At 45.8% G+C, this 23,677-nt stretch carries 17 protein-coding genes; 4 read left to right on the top strand and 13 right to left on the bottom strand.

What is annotated here, in order from left to right; all coding sequences use genetic code 11:
- Positions 1-86 precede the first annotated feature (86 nt).
- Together D2V93_RS08870 and D2V93_RS08865 are read left to right on the top strand one after the other, a co-directional pair.
- The gene (locus D2V93_RS08870; RefSeq protein ID WP_119619215.1) at positions 87-728 is read left to right on the top strand and encodes a NeuD/PglB/VioB family sugar acetyltransferase; all 642 of its coding nucleotides are present in this window, start codon (positions 87-89) and stop codon (positions 726-728) included.
- A gap of 252 nt (positions 729-980) precedes the next feature.
- Positions 981-2,006, top strand: coding sequence for an ATP-grasp domain-containing protein (locus tag D2V93_RS08865; RefSeq protein ID WP_119619214.1), 1,026 nt, complete (start codon positions 981-983; stop codon positions 2,004-2,006).
- 76 nt (positions 2,007-2,082) lie between these two features.
- On the opposite strand, the gene D2V93_RS08860 is transcribed toward D2V93_RS08865, so the two are convergent.
- The 9 genes from D2V93_RS08860 to D2V93_RS08820 all read right to left on the bottom strand — a co-directional run bounded on the left by D2V93_RS08860 (position 2,083) and on the right by D2V93_RS08820 (position 12,923).
- On the bottom strand, positions 2,083-3,252 hold the full coding sequence (locus D2V93_RS08860) for an OmpA family protein (protein ID WP_119619213.1): 1,170 nt from the start codon (positions 3,250-3,252) through the stop codon (positions 2,083-2,085).
- 118 nt (positions 3,253-3,370) lie between these two features.
- Complete coding sequence (locus tag D2V93_RS08855; RefSeq protein WP_119619212.1) at positions 3,371-3,805, bottom strand: hypothetical protein; 435 nt, start codon at positions 3,803-3,805, stop codon at positions 3,371-3,373.
- A 2-nt stretch (positions 3,806-3,807) separates the two neighbouring features.
- Positions 3,808-4,950, bottom strand: coding sequence for an N-acetyl-alpha-D-glucosaminyl L-malate synthase BshA (bshA, locus tag D2V93_RS08850; protein ID WP_072879081.1), 1,143 nt, complete (start codon positions 4,948-4,950; stop codon positions 3,808-3,810).
- 118 nt (positions 4,951-5,068) lie between these two features.
- Positions 5,069-7,981 carry a glycoside hydrolase family 3 N-terminal domain-containing protein gene (locus tag D2V93_RS08845; RefSeq protein ID WP_119619211.1) on the bottom strand — a complete coding sequence of 971 codons (2,913 nt, stop codon included), beginning with the start codon at positions 7,979-7,981 and terminating at the stop codon, positions 5,069-5,071.
- Positions 7,982-8,072: 91 nt separating this feature from the next.
- Entirely contained in the window at positions 8,073-8,555 is a 483-nt protein-coding gene (locus D2V93_RS08840) for an ABC transporter ATPase (protein WP_119619210.1), read from the bottom strand.
- Between the two features lies 1 nt (position 8,556).
- Entirely contained in the window at positions 8,557-9,342 is a 786-nt protein-coding gene (locus D2V93_RS08835) for a (Fe-S)-binding protein (protein WP_182849975.1), read from the bottom strand.
- A 10-nt stretch (positions 9,343-9,352) separates the two neighbouring features.
- Complete coding sequence (locus tag D2V93_RS08830) at positions 9,353-10,678, bottom strand: (Fe-S)-binding protein (RefSeq protein WP_119619209.1); 1,326 nt, start codon at positions 10,676-10,678, stop codon at positions 9,353-9,355.
- Positions 10,679-11,647 (bottom strand): MlaD family protein, encoded by a 969-nt coding sequence (locus D2V93_RS08825; protein ID WP_072879077.1) that lies wholly within the window; start codon positions 11,645-11,647, stop codon positions 10,679-10,681.
- A gap of 70 nt (positions 11,648-11,717) precedes the next feature.
- Positions 11,718-12,923, bottom strand: a complete 1,206-nt coding sequence (locus D2V93_RS08820) for an N-acetylmuramoyl-L-alanine amidase family protein (RefSeq protein WP_119619208.1) — start codon at positions 12,921-12,923, stop codon at positions 11,718-11,720.
- 181 nt (positions 12,924-13,104) lie between these two features.
- Here D2V93_RS08820 and D2V93_RS08815 point away from each other — a divergent pair, with 181 nt between their 5' ends.
- Together D2V93_RS08815 and D2V93_RS08810 are read left to right on the top strand one after the other, a co-directional pair.
- Positions 13,105-15,744: a putative LPS assembly protein LptD gene (locus tag D2V93_RS08815; protein ID WP_245978157.1), complete on the top strand. Its 2,640-nt coding sequence runs from the start codon at positions 13,105-13,107 to the stop codon at positions 15,742-15,744.
- Between the two features lie 52 nt (positions 15,745-15,796).
- Complete coding sequence (locus tag D2V93_RS08810; RefSeq protein WP_119619206.1) at positions 15,797-16,177, top strand: RidA family protein; 381 nt, start codon at positions 15,797-15,799, stop codon at positions 16,175-16,177.
- On the opposite strand, the gene D2V93_RS08805 is transcribed toward D2V93_RS08810, so the two are convergent.
- The 4 genes from D2V93_RS08805 to D2V93_RS08790 all read right to left on the bottom strand — a co-directional run bounded on the left by D2V93_RS08805 (position 16,170) and on the right by D2V93_RS08790 (position 23,643).
- Positions 16,170-17,021 carry an N-acetylglucosamine kinase gene (locus D2V93_RS08805; RefSeq protein WP_072879070.1) on the bottom strand — a complete coding sequence of 284 codons (852 nt, stop codon included), beginning with the start codon at positions 17,019-17,021 and terminating at the stop codon, positions 16,170-16,172. The genes D2V93_RS08810 and D2V93_RS08805 overlap by 8 nt on opposite strands.
- A gap of 76 nt (positions 17,022-17,097) precedes the next feature.
- On the bottom strand, positions 17,098-18,099 hold the full coding sequence (gene gap / locus D2V93_RS08800) for a type I glyceraldehyde-3-phosphate dehydrogenase (protein ID WP_072879068.1): 1,002 nt from the start codon (positions 18,097-18,099) through the stop codon (positions 17,098-17,100).
- A 25-nt stretch (positions 18,100-18,124) separates the two neighbouring features.
- Positions 18,125-19,111 (bottom strand): 6-phosphofructokinase, encoded by a 987-nt coding sequence (pfkA, locus tag D2V93_RS08795; protein ID WP_072879066.1) that lies wholly within the window; start codon positions 19,109-19,111, stop codon positions 18,125-18,127.
- 131 nt (positions 19,112-19,242) lie between these two features.
- On the bottom strand, positions 19,243-23,643 hold the full coding sequence (locus tag D2V93_RS08790) for a translocation/assembly module TamB domain-containing protein (protein WP_182849982.1): 4,401 nt from the start codon (positions 23,641-23,643) through the stop codon (positions 19,243-19,245).
- Between the last annotated feature and the right edge of the window lie 34 nt (positions 23,644-23,677).

The raw sequence follows: 23,677 nt of genomic DNA, 5'->3' as shown, positions 1-23,677 counted from the left end.
CGTCCAACCTATCAAATAAAAACAACCCCTGAATTGACCAATTTCCAGGGAAATTATCAAATGCCCCCTAACCCCAATTGAACAGAATGAATACTAAATCCATAATCATCGGAGCTGGAACTTACGGACAAACCTACGCATCCTATTTGACCGAATCCGGTGTCGAAATTGTCGGCTTCATTGATGATGACCCTACACTGTGTGGCACAGAAGTAATGGGCATACCTGTAATCGGCAACTTTGATTGTCTAAAACAGAACAGTTTCAAGGAACGCATAAAGAATGTCTACTGTCCCATTGGAGACAATGCCATCCGTGAGAAATATTTGAGCGAGTCCAAAGATTTGGGGTACCACATTCCCAGCTTCTTCCATCGTAGCGTGGATATTGGGCCCGATGTCCAAATGGGCGAGGCCAATTACGTACTGGCCGGAAGCGTTATTATGCCACATACGATCACTTCAGACTATCTCATGGTAAGTATGGGGACCACCATAGGCCACCATGTTACCATTGAAAAAAGTGTTTTCATATCTTCCGGGGTCAGAATTGGGGCCAACTTATCCATCAAGGAATATGCATACATAGGTATTGGGGCCACTGTTATGTCAAACATCGGTGAAATCGGTGAAGAAGCCCTTATTGGGGCAGGAAGTGTAATTATTCGTAACGTGGAAGCTAAAACCACGGTGGTCGGAAACCCAGGACGTGTTCTTCACAAGAAATAACAGGAAGGGTCCTCAAACCAATCATGATTGGCAATAAATGCCTCATTAATCTTATATTTTTGAGACACAAGATTCTCTTTCAAAGAAGCGTTTATCCAGTTTTTCAAACCATATATCGACCTTGGGCAAATGAAAATCGATTATTTTGGCAAGATTAGTATATTAATGGCTTGAAAGAAATGGTATCAACCCCTTTTATTTCCAAAAAAAGATTCAAAACATAAAATTTTAGCCAAGCAACCTCCTTTTTTAATGAAAAAAACTAACATCCTTTTTACCTGTGCAGGCCGCAGGAACTATCTTATCAACTATTTTAAGGAGGCTCTGCAGGGCAATGGCCTGGTTTTGGCCGCGGACAGTCAGTTGTCCGCACCTGCTTTGGTCGATGCGGATGTGGCGATACAGGTCCCTTCCATCTATAGCCCAGAATATATTGAAAAGTTAAAAGAACTGATACAAGATCATGACATCAATGCCATTATATCCCTGAATGACCTTGAGCTCCCCCTGCTCTCCAAAAACAGGGAAGAGCTTGAAAAATTGGGTACAAAGGTCATTATCTCTAACCCCCAAGTGATAGATATTGCTTTCGACAAGTGGAAAACCTTCAGTTTTTTTAAGGAAACAGGTGTTGAGACACCAAAAACCTACATTACCCTTGCCGATGCCCAAAACGCTCTGTCAAAAGGTGAACTCGAGTATCCCTTGGTGATAAAACCTAGATGGGGCAGCGCTTCCATAGCCATCGATATTGTGGAAAACGAGGAAGAACTCCAATTGGCCTATCAGCTACAGCGCATAAAAATCCAAAAATCCATCCTGAGGGACGCCAGTTCTGAAGATATGGAAAAGAGCATCCTCATACAGGAAAAAATCAATGGAGATGAGTATGGAATAGATATTTTGAATGACTTTGAAGGCAATCATTATGGCTCTTTTATCAGAAAGAAAATGGGTATGCGATCAGGAGAGACCGATAAGGCTATTTCCGTCATCAACAAAGATTTTTCGAAGATTGCCAAGACCATAGCAGAGAAAACCAAACATATAGGGAACATGGACTGTGACTTTTTTGTGAGCAATGGCAAGGTCTATTACCTAGAGATGAACCCAAGGTTCGGTGGCGGATATCCATTCTCCCACGAAGCGGGCATAAACACGCCTGCCATTTATATTTCATGGCTGAATGGTGAAAGTTCTGTGGATCGGCACAACCATTTTACCGAAGGTCTTATGTTTTCCAAATGTGATCGATTGATGCCCATAAAAAAGTGGTGATACTTCATCTGCAATAAAACAAAAAGGCCGGGCAATATTGCCCGGCCTTTTTATATAAACACAATCCTATCCTATTTTAAAAATTGACGATCAAGAACTCTGACCTTCTGTTTTTTGAATGTTTCTCCTCGGTACAAGACACCCCGTCTCCACACTCGTTCACCAATTGGGTCTCCCCGAAAGCTTCATAACTTATTCTATCTGCAGGGATACCCTTGGACACCACATACTCTACCGTCCGTTCAGCCCTGCGCTCGGACAACCATTGGTTGTATTGGTTTGTTCCTCGAGAGTCTGTGTGTGCCGTCACTTTAATGGCTATACTGGGTTCGCTTTCCATAATCGCCACCAGTTGATCCAACAGTTCCTTATCCTTGGCTGTAAGATAAGAGGAGTTCAACTTGAAATAGACATTGCCCAAGTTGTTGATCTTGTTCTGAAGTGCTGCACGCCTAGCGTCTTCTGCATCCTTTTTGGCTTTTTCGGCAGCGGCGAGCTCAGCTGCCTCCTTTTCTTTTTGCAAGCGTTCGGCAAGTAATCGAGCTTCCTCATCTGCCTTTGCAATGGAATCCTGCACCCTTTGCTGCTCTTTCTCCATTTCTTCCAACAGGGCCAATTTCTCCTCCCCTTTTCTGGAAAGTCCCTTTTCTACCTCGAACCTATAGGCGACTCCCAACGCATGTTGGATATGGTTGGTGGCATTCTCGGCACTCATGGCCCATTTTCCACTAGAGTTGAAATCCAATCCCCAATGGTCCGAAAACCATGTTCTAAAACCAATCACCGCATTATAAGTGCCTCTACCTTGGTTGTTGGCATCGGTGTAACCTGCTCCAATACCAATGTAAGGATCGAAGAAACCGGTCTCTCCCAAGATCATGTTCAAATCGTAGCTCACCCTAAAATCCAGACCAAAATAGTCCACATCTTCAGGATTCACCACCTTATCGATGATCTTTCCTTCCTTATACTTATTATAGGTACCAATGGCTTCCAAGCCCAACCCATTCTTAAAATAGCGCCCGACACTGATTCTGGAAGGGTAAGGAACCATGTTCCAAGCATCGTTCACATCAAAAAGTCTACTAAATTCATGGCCCGAATCGTCCACGATGTTGGTTCCTAAAGATACCAACCAAAAACTCTGGACAATACTGTCCCTCTTGGTAAGTTCAACTTCCTGTGCAGAGGTTGAAAGGACAAAACAAAAAGTCAAGGCCACTAGGGCTGGTTTAAAAATATTCATGATGCTCGATTTGAGGTTTATCGACTACAAATCTACGGGAAGCACCAATAAAGCCGAATTTTGCACTTTTAAGTGCGCTTTTATTCGACAAGAAGCAGGAAAGGATTTTACTACGCTATCAATCAACCAATTGAAAAACAATCGTTTTGTCGGTAAGAGGCATTTTATACAGATAAAAGGGTGTTTGGGTGGCCAATGGATCTTTCCCTTTTGCTTCCAATGTTACGCCTACGAAGATTTCGGCATCGGTTTCCTTGGTTTTATACAACTGTACAGACTGTTGGCCCTGTTGCTCGCCTAGGCACACCAACAGTACCATTTCTTTTGAAAAGTCGATCATGGGCACAGGGAGTCCCGGTTTTCGGGTCTTGTTGATCTGGGAGTAAAACCTGTTCAGCGATTTCGTATCACGGATCTCCATGGTCTCAAAAGCATCGCCCCCGGAATAGCCATCTTGTTCCAACAAGACCAAGCCCTCAATCTCTTTGCCCAAATTTTTCTGGGCATTACAGGAGAGCAGACATACCCATGTGAGGAACAGGAAACGTTTCATGATCAAAAGGTATTCTTAAAACGTGACTTGTATGCCTTTTCATAGATTTCCTCATACATTGGCAAAATATGGACGATATCAAACTTCGTTGCCACATTATAGGCATTCTGCTTGAACTGTTCCAAAATCGTATCGTCCTTCAATATCTTCAAGGCCTTTGCCGCCATATCCTCCACATCGCCCACATTGGCCAGATATCCCGAAACTCCATCAACATTCACTTCTGGAATACCACCTGTGTTGCTGGAAACCACGGCTACCTTGTTGATCATGGCCTCCAAAGCAGCCAACCCGAAGCTCTCCGTTTCGGAAGGCAAAAGGAACAGGTCTGAAAAACAGAGGATTCTATCAATCTCAGTGCTGTTCCCCAAAAACAGAACTTTTTCTTTTATACCAAGCTTATCGCACAACTGCTCCGCTTTCTCTTTTTCGGGCCCCTCGCCCACCATGATCAGCTTTGCCGGTAACTCCTTTTGGATACGATAGAAGATATGGATCACATCAGGAATACGCTTTACCTTTCTAAAATTACTGATATGGGTAATGATGCGTTCATTATCCTTGGCCATTAAGCTACGCTGGCAATCGGAATAATCAGGGCTGTACTTGGAAGTTTCGATAAAGTTGGGAATCACCTCGATTTCCCGCTCAATATCGAACAGCTCCAAGGTGCTTTTTTTGAGGGCCTCAGAAACCGAGGTCACCACGTCGGACTTGTTGATACTGAAGGTCACCGCCGGTTTATAGAAAGGGTGCTTGCCCACCAAAGTGATATCGGTTCCGTGCAGGGTGGTGATCATGGGGATAAAGATGCCATATTCCTGGAGCATCTTCTTGGCCATATATCCTGCATAGGCGTGGGGAATGGCATAATGCACATGCAGCAGTTCTATATCATAAAGCTTGATGGTATCCACCAATTTGCTGGACAGTGCCAATTCGTATGGTTGATAGTGGAACAACGGATATTCCGGCACATGCACTTCGTGAAAATGGATATTGTTGTCCAAAAGCCCCAAACGAACGGGTTGTTTATAGGTCACAAAATGAACTTCATGCCCTCTTTCTGCCAAAGCGATGCCCAATTCTGTAGCAACAACTCCACTACCTCCGAACGTGGGGTAACAAACAATCGCGATTTTCATTTGTCAGTATTTATCGTTTTTGCCATATTCAATGCAATGCCGAATGTTTGGCCACTTTCTACCTGTGTCCATATTGGGTGACACTCCATCCGTACAAATCTAAGGCAATATTCATTGTCTAGTCAATAATGGAATCATAAATAGCTTGCTGGACACGTGTCCGCAATCCAGAACTTATCAGTAATGTATTGGTCGCCGACGGATAGGTCCTGTTCGACAAAAAAACATAGACCAGTTCCGCATCAGGGTCTGCCCAAGTGAACGTGCCGGTAAAGCCACTATGACCAAAGCTTTTCCTGGACACACAACCACAGGTGGGACCACTGCTCCCCAATTGCGGTTTATCAAAGCCCACACCCCGTCTCACATCATTGTTGCAGAAGTAACAGGTGTTGAATTTTTTGATGGTCCGCTCGTTCAAAAAGCGTTCCCCGCCATAAAAACCGCCCTGCAGGTACATCTGCATGATCTTTGCCACTTCATTGGCCGTACTGAAAAGTCCTGCATGTCCGCCAACCCCACCTTGCATGGCGGCTCCCATATCATGGACATAGCCCTGCACAGTCTGATATCTGTAATAGTCGTCCTCTTCAGAGGGAACTATCTCTTCTTTTGGAATTTTTTTCAACGGATTGAACATGGTCCGTTGTAAGCCCATAGGTTTATAAAAAAATTCATCCGCCAATTCGTTTATCGGTCTTTGGTAGGTATTCTCAATATATTCCTTAAGAACATAATAGGCAAGGTCACTGTACCGATAACGGTTGGATTTCAAACTTTGCCTTCCAATCCGATTGTGGATGGAGTCCTTGTAGGACCTAGTGAGGTACAAGTGCTCCGCAACCTTGTACGGGAAGGCCTCCGAAGGATTGTTGCTGTAAAACTCCGGGGATGGTTTTCTGTCCTTGGTCAAGGTATCGATGTAAAAAGCGATCCAGGCCGGAAGCCGACCGTAATGCGACAAAGCCTTCAAGACGGTCACATCTTTCAGCTCGGTGTCCACATAGCCAGGGATCAAGTCCTTAAACGTGTCATTGAGCGCAATTTTTCCCTCTTCCTCCATTTTCATGATGATGGGCAGGGTGGACAAGATCTTGGTCAAGGAAGCCAAATCGTAAACGGATTCTTCAGTAATGTCCATATCCGAATTGTACGTAGGCTTGCCAAAACTCTTGTTATAAATGACCTTCCCCTTTCTTGCCACCAATACCTGGGCTCCGGGGTACATCAAGGAGTCAAGGCCTTGCTGCACCAAAGTATCTACCAAAGCCAATTTCTCCGAACTCATGCCCACCCGCTCGGGAATGCTGTATCCCAACCGCTGTAGGGATTCCTGTTTGATCCCTGTGCCCACTGGAAATTCGGCATGTGCTGAAACGGGCAACTTGCCATTGGCACCTATGGCACCAAAAATGACCTCCGCTGCCTTTTCCTGTGCAATGTCACTGTTCTGATAGGCGACGACGACCCCGTCCATGGTATCAAAGTTGACCACATCCAGAAGAGCATAGGGCTTGGCAAAAAGGGCCAAAATGGTATTGCTCGTGCGCAATCTGGATATCTCCTCCATCCAAAAGAGTTCATTTTTGGAGAACTTATAGCCCTTCCATGGACTTTCATTGCTCTTGTGCAGACCGATGATGACCAAATTGTAATTCGCCAGTTCATTTTTGTAAGCGGCGATATCCTTGGCCTTGATTTGGGTGACCTTATAATACTTGTTCACGGTTTCCAAAAAGATGGAGCCAGAATCGTCCCCAAACTGGACATAGGCTATCTTTTTGTTATCCAATTTTCTAATGGGCATAAGGGAAAAATTGTTCTTGGCCACGGTCATGGCCCCCTCTATCGCCTCTTCATAGATCACATCATTTTCAAGGGTGTTCAGGTCCTCGTGTAGATTTTCCAATTTCACGGGCTGGTAATTGTTTAGCCCTACCTTGTACTTGGCCATCAATATTTTCTTCACGGACAGGGCCAGTCTTTCTTCTGTGATGGCACCTTCGTTATAGGCCAACATCAGCCTGTCCTTTGCTTTGGATACATTTTCGGGCATCAACAGCATATCATTACCCGCCAAAAAGGCCTCCAATTCCACCTCTCCCTCATCCGCAAATTGGGAAACAGCTTTCATATTCAGGGCATCGGTGAATATCAATCCTCCAAAACCCATTTCTTCCTGGAGCAGTCCTGTCACAATAGCTTTTGACAGGGACGAGGGATGTCCTTCCCTGCTTTCCAGACTGGGTACATCCAAATGGGCTATCATCACGGAACTTAATCCATCTTGCATCACTTTTTGGAATGGGTGAAGTTCGATGGAATCCAATACTTCCCTGGATGAATTGATGATCGGGAGTGCTTTGTGCGAATCCGTGGCGGTATCCCCATGACCCGGAAAATGCTTGCCACAGGAGAGTACCCCCGCTGCTTCCATTCCCTTCACGAAGGCAGCACCTTTTTTTGCCACATTGACGGGGTCTTCGCCGAAGGAACGGTTGCCAATAATCGGGTTTTGTGGATTGTTGTTCACATCCAGATCGGGTGCAAAATTGATGTGCACCCCAAGGCGTTTGGCGTGTTTGCCTATCTGATGACCCACTTTTTCCACAAGGGTGCTATCCTGAATGGCACCTAGGGTCATATTCCACGGAAATGCATAGGTAGAATCCAGCCGCATGGCCAGGCCCCACTCCGCATCCATGCCGATCAACAATGGGATCTTGGATTTTGATTGGTATTCATTTGTCAATTTGGCCTGACGTACGGGAGTTCCGGTCAAGAAAATCACCCCTCCAATACCCTCTTCATCCACAAGTTTCTGGATGTTGTCGGTAGAGGCCTTGTCTTGATTGGAAGCCACACTCACCATGAACAATTGGCCAATGCGCTCTTGAAGGGACATGCTATTGTACCTGTTCTCCACCCATGCCATTTGGGCAAGGGAATCTTGGGTCTGTAGAGGATTCTCTTGACCAAAGACTTGGAAACTAAGTAATATGAAAAGGGGGAAATATAGGGTTGACCGCATAAATATCTTGTCTAGGACATGAACTTATAGCTGATAAAAATATTGCATTTGGTCGAGAAATGCACAGAAATTAAGATACTTTAAGATTGTCCTAAACAAACCTGGAGTGCCAACTTTCGCTGGCAGGCACTTCCCAATGTTCGAGATATTCTTGCTTGGTGGCCACCAAATTGTTGAACACTATGGTATTGGGGGAAACGGACTTGTCCTTGGCCATCTTTTTAAAATCCTTCAAGGGTTTGTATGCGATGAACTCGCCCTGTTTGAAGGAAACGTTCATCCGGTCCATGAGCTCCACATTGTATCTTTTCTCCAAAGTCTGTATAAAATGGACCGAAGCGTCAATGGAACATCCAGATGCACTTGCACTGGCCTGATCCAGCCCTATCACTATAAATCGCTTGTACCTGATCTCATACCCAGCATGGAGTTCACTGCCATGGGCCGTCCATTCCTTTAGGAAACTGTCCAGTTCTTCTTTGATCTCCTCTTGCTCCGTATCCGTGAAACTACGATTGGATTGATAGATCCAAATTCTTGAGTGTTCCGGCAATTCAATAAAATCTACCAACATATCAAATAGAGTTTGCTAAAAGTTCGGCTACGTCCAAGACCGTAACACTGTCTTCTTTTTCATGGGCCTTGATGCCATCTGTCATCATCGTATTGCAATACGGACATCCCGTCGCTATGATATTGGGGTTGGTCTCCAGGGCATCCTTGGTGCGTAAAACATTGATGTCCATGTCCCCTTTTTCAGGTTCCTTGAACATTTGGGCGCCTCCTGCCCCACAGCATAATGCAGTTTTCTTGTGACGTTTCATTTCCACCAATTCCGCATTGGTCTTGGCAAGCACTTCCCTTGGGGCGTCATAAACGGAATTGGCCCTTCCCAGATAGCAAGGATCATGAAACGTGATGCGTTTTCCCTTATAGGTTTCCCCTTGCAAGGTCAAACGGCCCTGATCCAGAAGTTCTTTTAGGTATTGGGTATGGTGGACGACCTCGTAAGTACCGCCCAAGCCTGGATATTCATTTTTGAGGGTATTGAAGGAATGTGGATCACAGGTGACAATGCGTTTGATCTCGTAGCCATTCAACAGTTCTATGTTCATCATGGCCTGCATTTGGAACAAGAACTCATTGCCTGCCCGTTTGGCCACATCACCCGTTGAACTTTCTTCTTGCCCCAACACGGCAAAATCGACATTGGCCCGGTTCAACAACTTTACAAATGCCCTGGATATTTTTTTTGCCCTATCGTCATAACTTCCGGCCGAACCTACCCAAAACAAAATTTCGGGCTGTTTGCCTTCCGCCATAAACTCCTGCATGGTCTTCACCTTCAATTGTTCGTCCATAGTGCTAGCTTTATTCGTTTACCCAGTTCAAACGGTCCATTTGGTTGTATGGCCAAGGAGCCCCATTATTTTCAATGTTGGACATCATGTTGTTCAGTTCCATGGGCGCAGCCGACTGTTCCATCACCAAATACCTACGCATTTCCACGATGATGGACAGGGGGTCTATGCTCACGGGGCATGCCTGCACGCAAGCATTGCAAGTTGTGCACGCCCAAAGTTCTTCCCTACTGATATAATCGTCGAGCAATTGTTTGCCATCAGGTACAAACTCGCCGTTGTTGGTGTCCATGATCTTGCCCACTTCCTCCAAACGGTCGCGGGTGTCCATCATGATCTTTCTGGGGGATAGTTTTTTCCCGGTCTGGTTGGCAGGACATTCGGAGGTGCACCGACCACATTCGGTACAGGTATATGCATTCAGTAATTGCACCCAATTCAGATCCATCACATCGGATGCCCCGAACTTTTCCGGGGCAGCTGCATTTGGATCGGCAGGGGCCGCAAAAGGGTCTGCGTTGGGATCCATCATCAGTTTTACCTCATTGGTCACCGATTCCAGGTTGTTGAACTGTCCTTGGGGTTTCAGTTTGCCATAATAGGTGTTCGGAAAGGCCAAAAGGATATGCAGGTGCTTGGAGTAATAGAGGTAATTCAAAAAGGCCAATATGCCCAAGATGTGCAACCACCAAGCTGTCCTTTCCATCAATATCAAGGTGGAAACCGGGAGGCCCTCAAACAAAGGGGTTATGAATTGACTGATGGGAAAAGCCCCCGCCTGCACATAATGGTCGGCTCCCAATTGCTGTAATTGAAAATCAGTGGCATTCATGGTCAGGAAAAGAACCATCAATACAAATTCTATGTAAAGGATCGTGTTCCCATCCTTTTTGGGCCAGCCCTTCATTTCTGGTTTGATAAACCGCTGGAGCTTGATGATGTTCCTACGCACCCAAAAAACGGTAACGGCCACTATCACCAAAAAAGCCAATATCTCAAAAGAGCCTATCAAAATATCATATAACTGTCCTATTGGGGAAAACAACCGGTGCGTGCCTAAAATTCCATCCAAAATAATCTCCAGTACCTCAATGTTGATGATAATGAACCCTACATAGACAATGATGTGCATGAGTCCGGCGATGGGGCGCACCACCATTTTGGTTTGTCCCAGGGCAATCCTTGCCATGTTCTTCCATCGCTGGGGTTTGTTATCCGCCACATCGACCTTTTTGCCCAACTTGATGTTCCTGATGAGCTTCTTCACGTTGCGCACAAAGAACCCAATGCCCACAATAAGGACTATGGCAAACACTATGTTAGGAAGATATTCCATTTAATTTTCTTGATTTTCCTCTGCCGGATCGTCCTCAGGGAGTGTGTATTCCTTTTGCTTTTTCCCGAATACTGACACGTTCACATATCGCTTGGGGTTGAGCCTGAAATCCTGTAACAAAAGATCTAGTTCCCTGGAAGCCTCGGCCAAATTATTGTATAGCGCGTCGTCTTTGTGCAATTTACCCAACGAGCCTTCCCCTTGTTCAATTTTCGCCAAGATACCGTTCAGCTTGTCCACCGTGGTCTGGAAGTTGGTAAGGGTACCGGCTAGGTCCACATTGGCCAAGGAATCGGAAAGTTTTGAAAAGTTGGAGGTGATGTTGTCCACATTCTTCAACGAATTGTCCAACTGTTCCTTGTTGTTCTCCAAAAGCACGTTCAATTTGTCCGCACTGCCCTTGAAGGCCCCTATCAATTGGTTCAGGGAGACTATGGTCTGTTTGAGTTCCCTTTTGGTGGGGTCGTCCAATATATCGTTGACGTTCATCAATAGGGAATCCGCATGCGATACCGCTCCTTCTACTTTTTGCTGCAAGGGGGTCAATTTTTGTTGCACCAAATCGGTAAGGCCTGGTTTGATCTTGGATTGAAGGGTGTCCCCGGACTTGGCATTGGGTGCTTGATCAAAAACAGGGATGATCTGTATGCCCTTGCCCCCGATAATACCCGTATCGAAAAGTTCCGCTACGCTATTCTCAGAAAAATCAAATTCGTTGCTCACGGTAAAAGTGACCAAAAGTTTACCTGAACTGTCCTTAAAATTGATTCCGGTCACATTGCCTACACCATAGCCGTTGATGGATACCTGTGTGCCGGCCTGTAACCCGCCCACATTGTCATAAACAGCATAAAATGTCTTGTTATTTTCAAAAAGTGGGGAGGATTTTAGATAGCTCAGCCCAAAAATAAAGGCCACAATCCCTACAATCACGATAATCCCAGTTTTAATTTCCCTGGATAGTTTCAAAAGATTCGGTTTATGGTTTAAAACAAAATTAGGAATATTTTTTACAAGGTACCCACAGATATTTTTTCTCTCAATCTTGGGCTTGGGACAAGGGGACCCTGTTCCCATCCTTATAGGCCACGATATAGGAGGTGGTATAGCCCTTGGCATCTGCTTTTGCCTTGAGGCGTTTGGCTTCTTCCAACGTGTTGGCATTGCCGTACAGGTAACGGAAAAGGTTCTTGTAGGGTTCCTTGGACAGTTGGTCCAATCCATTGAAATTTTCCCCCTTCAACGGAATGTTCTTTGCACTGGCCATGAGTTGCACCTTGAACACCACACCCGATTTTGAAACGGGCGCCTCTTCTTCCTTGACCGGCTTAGTGGCTGTAATGGTTTCTTTCTCTTTCTGCACTTTCTTAGTACTGGTCTCTTCCTTCTGTTCAACAACTTCTGGAACAGTTTTGGGTGTCTTGGCTTCTTTGACCGCCGGGGTACCGACACTTGCATCGCCCCCTATGCCCATTTCAGCCTTGTAGGCCAATATGGCATCGGCGATGGCCGTTCCCATTTCGTCCTGCCCCTTCTTGGAATTGAGATATCCACCCTCGCTCTTATTGGTCAAGAAGCCTGCTTCCACCAAAACGCTGGGCATGAAGGTCTGGTGCAGTACAATGAATCCTGCCTGCTTTACTTTTCTGTCCTTTCTACTGAGTTTTTTGGTAAAGTTGTCCTGGAGTTTTTTTCCCAATTGAATGCTCTGGTCCAAAAATTCCTCTTGCATAATGGTCAATCCAATAACGGATTCTGGGGAATTGATGTCATATTCGGCATAGCGTTGCTCATAATCGTCCTCCAAATAGATCACGGAGTTTTCCTTTTTGGCCACCTCAAAATTTTGTCGATTGGCGTGCAGTCCCAACACGTAGGTTTCCGCACCATAGGCATCCGAACTGTGTGCATTGCAATGCACCGACACAAAAAGGTCGGCCCCGGCCTCATTGGCTATCTTTCCCCGAACAAAAAGGTCGATAAAGGTATCATCGTCCCTGGTATAGACCACTTTGATGCCCGGATGCTTTTTGAGTTCCTCCCCGATCTTGAGCACAATGGCAAGTGAAATATCCTTTTCCAGATAACCATTTCCAATGTTCCCCGGGTCATGCCCACCATGGCCAGCGTCCAGTACCACCACAAATTCATCCTGCGGGGGGGCTTCGGTTTCATTTTTTGCAAAAGAGTTCAACGGAAGGACCAATAGGATGAAAACTAAAAATGCAGACCGACTTTTATTCATAAGAACTGAGTAATTATAGTGTTCCTTTAAGGTTAAAAATATTGTAATCCCCCATAAGTAGAACAAAAAATATATGTAAGTTTGAGGCCAAAAACTGGGCCAAACTAGCACAAAAATAGGATTTATCACGTTGCAAGCAAATAAACATCTTTTAGTTTTCCTATTTGTTCTACTATGTGGCATGGCAACCCTGACGGCTCAGGAAAACCCTATTGTACCTTTGCCCATCAAGGCCGTGGGCGACACCTTGACCGCACCGCTTCTCCCTGCAAATATCCTGAACGATACCATTGCCATTGATTCTGTTGAAACCGATACCGTGCCCAAAAAACAGCCCCTTCTGTTGGACAAAATCAAATACAAGGCCAAGGATTATGTGAAGCTCAGCCAAAAGGACAACAAGATTTACCTGTACGATGAAGCGGAAATCTATTACCAGGACACCGAGCTCAAAGCAGGGGTCATTGTGATGGACTATGTGAAAAATGAGGTCTATGCCGGACGGATGAAGGATTCCTTGGGCAATTATTCCCAATTGCCTTATTTCAAACAAGGGGAAAACGAGGTGAGACCAGACTCCATCCGTTTTAACTTTGACACCCAAAAAGCACTTATTTGGAACTCTAGGACCGAACAGCAAGCTGGATTGGGGCAAATGGGCAGTGATGCGATGAAGGTTTATGCCGAGGTAACCAAAAAAGAGAACGATTCCGTGTACTTTCTGTATGAAGGAAAGCTAACCACGTCCAAGGACACTGTTGACCCAGACTACTATATCAGGGTCAGGAAAGCCAAGTTCGTACCCAAAAAGAAGATCATTGCAGGATATAGCAATATGTACATTGTGGACGTGCCTACTCCCATTGCACTGCCCTTTGCCTATTTTCCTTTGACCACGGGACGTGCACCGGGCTTGATCTTCCCCACCTTCGGCAACGATCCCCGAAGGGGATATTTTATACAGAATGGCGGATATTACCTTCCCATCAGTGAATATGTGGACTTGGCTGTCACAGGGGATTTCTATACCAATGGAAGCTATGGTTTTAGGGGACAGTCCATCTATTCCAAGCGCTACAAGTTCAGGGGCAATGTCAATGTGAGCTACGAAAACCTCATCCAGAGCCAGCTTGGTTTTAGCGATTACAATCGCACGAGCAACTATAACATCCGGATATCACACACCCAAGATCCAAAGGCCAGTCCAAATTCACGGTTTTCGGCCTCTGTGAACCTGGGAAGCAGTCAGTTTTATACGAACTCGCTCAATCAGGTGAACCGAAACAATACGCAAACGAATACCTTTGCCTCGTCCATCAGCTATTCCAAGACTTTTCCGGCCTATCCTTCGGTCAACACCAGTTTGACCCTGAGCCATACCCAAAACTCCAGGACGCAACAGATCAATATGTCATTGCCCACCTTCCAGGCGAGCATGGAGCGTATTTTTCCCTTTGCCAAGCGGGACGGCATCAAAAAAGGGGTCATCCAAAATGTGAACTTTCAATATGATGTGAACGCCCAGAACAGCATCACTACCACGGAAGAGGACTTTTTTACCAGCAAAATGTTCGATGATGCGAAAATTGGTGCACGGCATAGGATTCCCATCGGCACCAACTTCAAAGTGGCCAAGTATTTCAGTGTGAGTTTGAACGGTAGCTATGAGGATGTCTGGACCTTGGAGACCATCCGTAGGCAATACAACGCTGAAGAAGAACGCGTGGTGACGGATACCATTCCAGGGTTTGACCGTTTTAATCGGTACAATCTTGGAGCCAGCATTGGTACCACCATGTATGGTACCTGGAATTTTGGTGAGGGAAAAAAAATACAGGCCCTTCGCCACGTCATGAGGCCTTCGGTGAGCTATAGCTATGCTCCTTCCTTTGAACAGTTCTATGAGACCTATATAGATGGTGATGGCGATGAGGTACAGTACACTCCCTATGAGACCAGTATTTATGGACGACCTTCCCTAAGTAGGGGCAGCTCCCTTAGTTTTTCCCTGCAAAACTCCTTGGAGGCCAAGGTGCGGGACAAGGATTCGACTGCAACGGAGCCCAAAAAGGTGAGTATCTTGAGTAACCTTTCCTTTTCTGCAAGTTATAACCTTGAGGCCGATTCCCTAAAGCTGAGCCCCATAAACATGAGTGGTGCCACTGAGATCATCAAAAATGTGCCCATCAATTTTGCAGCATCTTTTGACCCCTATGCCATCGACAACAGCGGCCGCAGGATAAACACCCTGAACATCAAAAATGGGGGTGGCATTGCCCGATTGACCTCGGCCCGATTGAACACCGGTTTTTCCCTGAACAGCGAGATGTTCCAAAAAGGAGGGGCAAAGAAAAAAGACCCCAATGAGCAAGAGGAACCCGACTATGGGGCCAACCCATTTGAACTGGACGGAGCGCGAACGGGTGAACCACACTTCAACAAGGGGGAAGACGAAAATGAAAACACGGACAATCCCATATACAACACCAATCTGCCTTGGGATGCCCGTTTTACGTATGTGGCCACCTACAACAACAATAACAGGCAAGGGGAAATCACCAATCACTCCCTTATGTTTTCAGGGAACATACAGTTGTCCCCTAAATGGGAAGTGGGCTTCAATTCAGGGTATGACCTAAAAAATCAAGGATTTGCAGATACCCGATTCAATTTCAAGCGTGACCTGGGCAGTTTTAGGCTAAGTTTTGACTGGACCCCTTTCGGGCGATACGAAAGATGGTATTTCTTTGTAGGCATAAAGAGCTCCATACTCAGCGACCTTAAGTGGGAAAATAGGAGCCAGCCTTATAGCAACAGATAATTTTTTTGAATACTTTGGTTTACTTAAAACAGACAACACTTACAATCACTCCATGAAAAAAATCATCAATACTTCGAAGGCTCCGGCCCCAATAGGTCCATACAACCAAGCCATACTCGTAAACGGCATCCTATATGTCTCAGGGCAGGTTCCGATGGACCCATCTACCGGAAAGTTAGTTGAGGGCGATATCAAGAAAGAGACCCAACAATGCATGGAAAACCTGAAAGCGATTTTGGAAGAGGCTGGTATGACCTTCGAAGATGTGGTGAAAGCTTCCATCTTTGTCAAGGACATGCATCAGTTTGCCCAAATCAACGAGGTATATGGCAGCTATTTTGATGCAGATACAGCACCAGCTAGGGAAACTGTTGAAGTGGCCAATCTCCCGAGGTTTGTCAATGTTGAAATCTCGATGATAGCGATCAAATAGTCTTTCGGTGGAATTCCACCAGACCTTCTATGGGTCTTCTGCGAATAACGCCCAAGATCAAATCGTTTCGTTCCATACAGGCCGTCAGCTCGTCCTTCAAAAAGTGGGCTATGCTCCCTACGAAGCTTACAGGCACTTTTGTGGCCAGCTCGAACTGCATGATGTAGTTGTTCACAAACTGTTGCAGTCCTTTTTCAATGACCCCTTTGCAATAAGGATGTTCCTTGTTCTCAATGATGAACCGGGCAAAAGTGGCCAAATAGGTATTGGGGTTGGGTTGTTTGTAGAGGTGTTCCTTAATTACATCCGCATCAAGGTCGTACTCCTTGGCAAACTTCATTCCAAGGTCTTGTGGCATTTTGTGAAAATAGTAGTCCCGTAACAGTTTTCTCCCAAAGAAGTTCCCACTCCCATCGTCCATCAAAATATAGCCCAGTGAGGTTACTTTTTGAATCAATTGATGGCCATCATAATAACTGCAGTTGGAACCAGTCCCCAAAATACATACGATACCCTGTCTACCTATCTGAGTAGTGGCATAGATGGCCGCATAGGTGTCTTCCCTTACCTCTGCTTTGGCATTGGGGAAAAAATCCTTGAAAATATCCTTTAAAAACCTTTTCATCCGATCGGTACCGCAACCTGCTCCGTAAAAATACAATTGGCTTACAGCTTCCTTGTTTTTGGAAAGCTCAAAGTTGTTGGCCAATCGGTCTTCGATGACCTGTCTGGTCAATACTTCCGGACTAAGTCCCAATGTTTGGGTCAGGAACAATTGTTCTCCCTTTTCATCCAAGGCAATCCAATCGGACTTGGTGGCGCCACTATCCACAATCAAGATCATAGGTTGATATTTTAATGTAATCCCAAAGGAGCATTGACTCCTTTGGGACTATAAATATGTATAAAAAGCTACTTAATTAAAGGCTTGCTGCATGCAAGGCAAGGTCAACCAATTTGTTGGAATAACCTGTTTCGTTGTCATACCAAGAAACCACTTTGAAGAACGTGGAGTTCAACTCGATACCTGCATCGGCATCAAAAATGGAGGTTCTTACATCACCAACGAAATCTTGGGAAACGACGAGCTCGTCGGTATAACCCAAAATTCCGGCCAATTCGCCCTCAGCGGCTTTTTTCATGGCCTTTTTGATTCCTTCATAAGAAGTTTCCTTTTCCAATTTTACGGTAAGGTCCACTACAGAAACATCAGCTGTGGGAACCCTGAACGCCATACCGGTAAGTTTTCCTTCCAAGGATGGAATCACTTTGGTCACCGCTTTGGCGGCACCTGTAGCGGCAGGAATAATGTTCAATAGGGCACTTCTACCTCCCCTAAAGTCTTTTCGTGACGGACCGTCCACTGTCAATTGGGTAGCGGTAGTAGCGTGTACTGTGGTCATCAAGGCCTCGGCGATACCAAATTCATCGTTGAGCACCTTTGCGATGGGGGCCAAACAGTTGGTGGTACAGGAAGCGTTGGAAATGATGGTGTCAGTCGGCTTCACTTCTTTGTGGTTTACACCCATAACGAACATGGGGGCATCTTTTGAAGGAGCGGAGATCACCACTTTTTTGGCGCCACCATCAATGTGGTACTGGGCTGTTTCCAAAGTAGTGAAAATACCGGTACATTCCGCAACGATCTCAGCACCTACGGCATCCCATTTCAAATTTTTCGGGTCGCGCTCAGCAGTGATCCTGATGGTTTTTCCGTTTACGACCAAATGGCCGTCTTTCACTTCCACGGTACCGTCGAACAGACCATGTACCGAATCGTACTTCAACAAGTAGGCAAGATGGTCCACATCCAACAAGTCGTTGATGGCCACAACATCTACATCGCCTCTTTTTACGGTTGCCCTAAATACCAACCTTCCAATTCTACCGAATCCGTTGATCCCTATTTTCAAATTTGACATTTCTACTTTTATTTATGTTTACCTTTTATGTTGTCATGATATCGGAAACCCTCAGGAGTTCCTCGTCAATTTCCGTGTGTGCCTTGATGGCGTCCGCTATCGGGGTAAGCACCAACTTGGTGTCCCTGATGCCTACCATGTAGTTGGATTTTCCTTCCAACAGGCTTTCCACGGCCTTTACTCCCATTCTACTGGCCAAGACACGGTCGTAACAGGTGGGGTTACCACCACGCTGCATGTGTCCCAATACGGATACCCGCACATCGTAGATGGGCAAATGCTGCTCCACATATTCCTTGAGTTCGAACACATTTTTCCCGGTCCTGTCCCCTTCGGCCACAATGACTATGCTGGAAGATTTTCCAGAGGCCTTGCTGCGTTTGAGGGATTCCAAAAGACGCTCAAGTCCCAAATTTTGCTCCGGGATCAGTATTTCCTCTGCTCCTGCTCCAACCCCGGCGTTGAGGGCGATATGGCCCACGTCCCTTCCCATCACTTCCACAAAGAAGAGACGATTATGTGAACTTGCCGTGTCCCTGATCTTATCCACCGCTTCCACCACAGTGTTAATGGCGGTATCGTAACCCAGGGTATAGGAAGTTCCCAAAATATCGTTGTCTATGGTCCCGGGGATTCCCATTACAGGAAAGTTGAACTCTTCATGGAACAACATGGCGCCATGAAAACTGCCATTTCCACCAATGACCACAAAGGCATCTATCCCTTCCTTGATCAATTGGTCGTAAGCTTTTTGTCTTCCTTGCTTTGTCCGGAATTCTTCACATCGGGCGGACTTTAGGATGGTCCCGCCTTTGTTGATGATATTGTTCACACTTCGTGCATCGAGGGTCTTGAAATCCCCTTCTATCATTCCTTGGTACCCCCTATAGATACCTACACACTCAATCTTCAAATACGCACAGGTACGGACTACGGAACGAATGGCGGCATTCATTCCCGGCGAGTCCCCGCCTGAGGTAAAAACCCCTATTTTCTTAATTTCTGAAGCCATTAAAAATTTTAAGAGGTCAAAACTAGGAAACTTTATCCAATTTATGAATGCTCTGATAATTTATTTGTTTTCAGGGAATTTCTCAAACGTTTTCGTAAAAAAACAATCAAAAAATGTAAAAAAAAATAAACTTAACCCTTAGGTTTTGAAGGATCGCTTGATTTGGGCCTAAAACGTATCAAACTATCCTTTCCCATGACCTCTTCTGAAGATACTTTTTCCTGAACGGGACCACTCTCTTCTTTTTCTTTCTTCTTGAAGACTTTTTGCATCAATTCCCTAAAGCTATCAAAATCGACTTGATAGGAAAGTCCCACACCCTGGGTATAACCCTGACGTTCGGCCAAAAACTGCTGAATCTGGTTTTCCCGGTTGAATATCTTGGCACTGAGGGTCCCTTCATCGTTCAACAGTACCTGGACCTCTACATCGCCTGCCACTACAGTTTCCGAAACCCCTCCTACTGGAACCCCGACCCTACCGTTCACCAAGATCCGGTCCGAAATCTGCGTGGAGACAGTGACCCCAATCCTGTTTTCGGTACGGATGTCCGCATTGGGATCCAAAAGTCCTTGTTCGTAAGACACTCCAAGGTTGAACTTGTCGTTGTTGCTGCCCAAGATCTGGTTGAGCAGACCAGAGGCTGTTTGGATAAGGTTCCCCGTGACCGCTTGCTGATTGATGCCGCTCTGGGCGTTCACAAAGGTTCCTTGGGCGAGCAGGAAAAATGCGTTCCGCTCCTTGACCGTGGGATCCTGAAGCCTATATTGCAACTCGGACTGTACCACGGAATTGGTGCCTGGAAAATCAATATCGAAATTGATGTTGGGACTTTCCAGTTCGCCGTCCAATCGGACGACCACTTCGGTAGGAATCCTTCCCGTGAAGCCTGCATTGTCCAAAAGGGGGCCGGGGTTCGCGTTGAGGGAATAGACCGCTTCAAGGTTCAACTGGGCCGCCAATGGATCCCGTTCCCAAAGTATGGTACCTCCGGGACGCACCTTGAATTTCTTGTCGATGACCCCGCCATATTTGAAATTGTACTCCCCGGTCACCGCAACAAATTCCCCGTACATATTGAACTTCCCATTGGTATTGATCTCGATCAACAGAATCCCTTCCCCTGTTCCTTTCAGGGAACTTCCAGAGCTTCTGTCCACCACGATTTCCACCTCCGCCTCGGGTGTCACGGCCAAATCAAAGGCCATTTCCAGACCCTGGTAATCCTCTAGGACCCTTTCCTCTTCAAAGGATTTGGACTCCCCTTTTTCTATAAAATTGATAAAGGAATAATCGCCCACGCTGGTGACATCGCTCAAGGGAATTTTTAACGAGGTTCCCCGTGCCGTGGTGGCATCCACGGAAATGGTAAGTGCATCTGTAGGACCATAGATGCTGCCCGTGCCATTGATGAACCCTGTTCCGTAATACAACGACTCCTCATCGTACTCCGTATTGAGGATCAGAAACCGATTGTTCTTGGTATCCACATCCAACCCAAGATACCAGTCTTCGAAACCCGAATGGCTGATGGTCCCATCCAAGGTAGCGGTGGTGCCTTCGTCCACATCGGAAAGCCCTACATTTTCAAAATAGAAGGTCTGGTCAAAAAGGCGTACCCGTGAATAGGGCGCAAAGTTGTAGTCCACATTAAGGTAAGGAATGCCAGTCCCTGCCTCATTGAGGGCGAGCTCCCCATTTATGGATGGGTTTTCTACACCTCCACTGATCTTGGCCGTGCCGCTGACCCTGCCCCTGATATTGGATACCACACCTTCGCCCAAGGGGCTAAAGGGTTCCATATCAAAGTCCGTGAAATTGGCCATTAGGTCGAGGTTCTGTTTGTTGTTGAAGTTGGTCACCTTTCCATTGATGCTCAATTTTTCCTTCCCGTTGTCGTTCAACCATGTGCTCACGCCAAATTCAGTAAGATCGTTGTTGCCAAAGATCCCCACTTCCAAATCGCCCAAGCGGATGTTGTTTACACTGAAATCCTGGATATTGAGACTGGATGTGGGCAGGTATTTCCCGTCTTTTTGGAGAATATTGAGGAATCCGTCCACAGATCCATTGAGCTTGAGGCTATCGATGGCGGGAGTGATCTTGTTCAGGGAAACGATCTTGAACTGAAGATCCAAATCCTTATAGGTGGAATCTGCAAATTCTCCCCGCAAACGGATCTGCTCCTTGTTATCGTTGTCCATGACAACATCTTCTATCAGGATGCTGTCCAGGGCACTGTTAAAAATGACCTTGTTCTTACTGTTCCCATCCTTGTTCAGCACCCAGGTACTGCCCTTAAAACTGACCTCGGATTTCTTGAGGCCAATAACGGACTTGTTGTTCTCATTGAAAGTGTGGTAGAAATTGAGGTTATAGCTATCGTTGTACTCACTCCCCCCCTTGAATTCCGTCCTAAAGAAAAGTGTATCCTTGAGTGTCGTATTGATCAAACTGAAATCCTTGATATCGTAATACACTGTTGACATATCCTCCACGGAGATGAAGGTATTGAACAGGGGGTTTTTGTTGTCAATCTTCAGCTCGATGTTGTCGAACTTATTGTCAAATGCCTCTATGCTGGGGGATTTGAAGGTAAGCTTGAAGTCGCCTTCGTCCGCCACAATGTTTCCGCGTATAAAGGTGTTGGGGTCGAAGGCCACATCAGGGAAGAAAACATCAACAATCTTATTGTAGACCTTGAAATTGAAGTCCAGATACTGCCCCTTGGAGATTTCAAAGGGTTTGTAGTTCGTGTAGATGCTCCCCACGGAATTCTGGACCAACCTTCCTATTTCATTTACCTTGAATTTTCCCCTCATGTACCCAGTGATGATGTCCGGAGAGTTAATCTCTACCGTTCGCACCGTATCTTGGTCAAAAGAGGAATTCACCGTAAAGTCCTCAAAAAAATAGGTGTCGTTCTTGTTCTGATAGGTGGTGTTGGTGAAATTCATCTGACCGACGATATCATCAAGGTTACTGCCCTCGATGTCCATATTGATGTACCCTTTGAAAATGGAGATGCTGTCCTCTATAAAGTTGAGTTTCTTCAAATCGGCATAATCCACTGCCGCAATAAAGTTGAACTTGTTCTCTCTACCGCCAAAATCCGCAAGGCCTTTAAAATCGAACCGGAAATTGTCATCATTGCACAAAAGGGACCCATCAAATAGTTGGTCCTTCAAAATTCCCGATACTTTGATTTTTTTGTATTCATAACCGTTGTATTGCAACTTGTAGATTTCCCCAATAACTTCCGTGTTCAGGCTTTCGGCCACAAATCCTTTTCCTTCAACGTTCATATCAAGGGAAGTGAGCCCCAATTGATCATCATTGGTAAAATCACCGAGGTCAAAATCTATCAATGATATGAATCCTATGTACGAGGCATCGTCAATGGTCTGGATATTGGTCATTTGAAGATCTACGTAGCTACTCCCAATGGCGGTGTTCAGGTTGACCTTGGCATCCAAGGAAGTTTCGGTCACCTCCGCATCCCCCCGAACGGTGAACTGCCCCAATTTCTGAACCGATTCAGGAATGTTCTTGCCCAAGATATTGGGCAAAATGCTCCTCAATTGGTAATAGCTCGAGGTCAGGTTATCGATATCGCCCCGCAAGACAAAGGGGGCCTGTTCGCTGAAAAGGTTATCGAACTCGAAATCCCCTCGGATTCCCGTATTGTCCGTAAACAGGAATAGGTCCTTTACCTGCAGTTTATTGAGCACCCCAGTGAAATTCCCTGTAAAAGTGACTTCCTTATCCTGACCAAATTCATCGTAAAAGGCATTCACCTCGTTGAGCGAAACGGTGGATTCTGTAAAATCCGCCTCCACATTGACCCTATCCAGAAACTCGGCGAAGTCTTCCCTGTTGTACTTGAACACCAAATTTCCCTTGAGCTCCGATTGCTCGGTGTCAATCAAGAGGGAGTCAAAGCGCATTTCCTCTTTGGTATATTTGAATCTGGCCGCCAATTTCTTTAACAGGATGCCCCTTTTGGCCTGCATGTTCAGGTCCAGGATGTCCAAGGTCACTTCTGGTCCCAATATCTGGAAATCCTGGGCCAGAATCTTAATCTCGTTGAAATCCAGTATTTTTTCGGATTCGAGGTTCTCATCGATCAACCTGAATTTTCCACTATTGATCTGTATTTCGTCCGAAGCCATAAAGAAAGGCGGAGTTCCGGGATCTCTGGGCTTTCCATCGTCCAATTTTGCCACAAAAACATCCAGATTGGTGTCATCTTCACCCTCGTAGGTCTTTAGGTTAAAGATCAATCCATCCACCTCTATATCGCCAAACTCCATCTTGCCATTGGCCATGTTCCTGAGATTAAGGATGGAAGTACTCAGTTTATGAATGTAAAAAAGTGTGTCCTTTTTGTAATCCTCCACATAAATTCCTTTGATTCCCGCATCAAGCGTGAAAAGGGAAAGACTTACCCTATCAATTTGCATGTTCGTGCCAAACTCCTTGTTCACCGAATCCATAGCGTACTTGGCCAATTTGGTCTGGACCACGGGCATGGAAAGTACCAATGAGGCCAACACCAATAACACG

The sequence above is a fragment of the Flagellimonas taeanensis genome (assembly GCF_003584105.1).
GTDB lineage: Bacteria > Bacteroidota > Bacteroidia > Flavobacteriales > Flavobacteriaceae > Flagellimonas > Flagellimonas taeanensis.
The sequence above is the reverse complement of the archived record's forward strand: the minus strand, read 5'-3'. Positions and strand labels throughout refer to the sequence as shown.

Coding starts and splice junctions, on each gene's coding strand:
- D2V93_RS08870 (WP_119619215.1), top strand. CDS start 87: ATGAATACTAAATCCATAATCATCGGAGCTGGAACTTACGGACAAACC.
- D2V93_RS08865 (WP_119619214.1), top strand. CDS start 981: ATGAAAAAAACTAACATCCTTTTTACCTGTGCAGGCCGCAGGAACTAT.
- D2V93_RS08860 (WP_119619213.1), bottom strand. CDS start 3,252: ATGAATATTTTTAAACCAGCCCTAGTGGCCTTGACTTTTTGTTTTGTC.
- D2V93_RS08855 (WP_119619212.1), bottom strand. CDS start 3,805: ATGAAACGTTTCCTGTTCCTCACATGGGTATGTCTGCTCTCCTGTAAT.
- bshA (WP_072879081.1), bottom strand. CDS start 4,950: ATGAAAATCGCGATTGTTTGTTACCCCACGTTCGGAGGTAGTGGAGTT.
- D2V93_RS08845 (WP_119619211.1), bottom strand. CDS start 7,981: ATGCGGTCAACCCTATATTTCCCCCTTTTCATATTACTTAGTTTCCAA.
- D2V93_RS08840 (WP_119619210.1), bottom strand. CDS start 8,555: ATGTTGGTAGATTTTATTGAATTGCCGGAACACTCAAGAATTTGGATC.
- D2V93_RS08835 (WP_182849975.1), bottom strand. CDS start 9,342: ATGGACGAACAATTGAAGGTGAAGACCATGCAGGAGTTTATGGCGGAA.
- D2V93_RS08830 (WP_119619209.1), bottom strand. CDS start 10,678: ATGGAATATCTTCCTAACATAGTGTTTGCCATAGTCCTTATTGTGGGC.
- D2V93_RS08820 (WP_119619208.1), bottom strand. CDS start 12,923: ATGAATAAAAGTCGGTCTGCATTTTTAGTTTTCATCCTATTGGTCCTT.
- D2V93_RS08815 (WP_245978157.1), top strand. CDS start 13,105: ATGGCAACCCTGACGGCTCAGGAAAACCCTATTGTACCTTTGCCCATC.
- D2V93_RS08810 (WP_119619206.1), top strand. CDS start 15,797: ATGAAAAAAATCATCAATACTTCGAAGGCTCCGGCCCCAATAGGTCCA.
- D2V93_RS08805 (WP_072879070.1), bottom strand. CDS start 17,021: ATGATCTTGATTGTGGATAGTGGCGCCACCAAGTCCGATTGGATTGCC.
- gap (WP_072879068.1), bottom strand. CDS start 18,099: ATGTCAAATTTGAAAATAGGGATCAACGGATTCGGTAGAATTGGAAGG.
- pfkA (WP_072879066.1), bottom strand. CDS start 19,111: ATGGCTTCAGAAATTAAGAAAATAGGGGTTTTTACCTCAGGCGGGGAC.
- D2V93_RS08790 (WP_182849982.1), bottom strand. CDS start 23,643: ATGCCCGTGGTCCAGACCAAATTGGCCAAGTACGCTATGGATTCGGTG.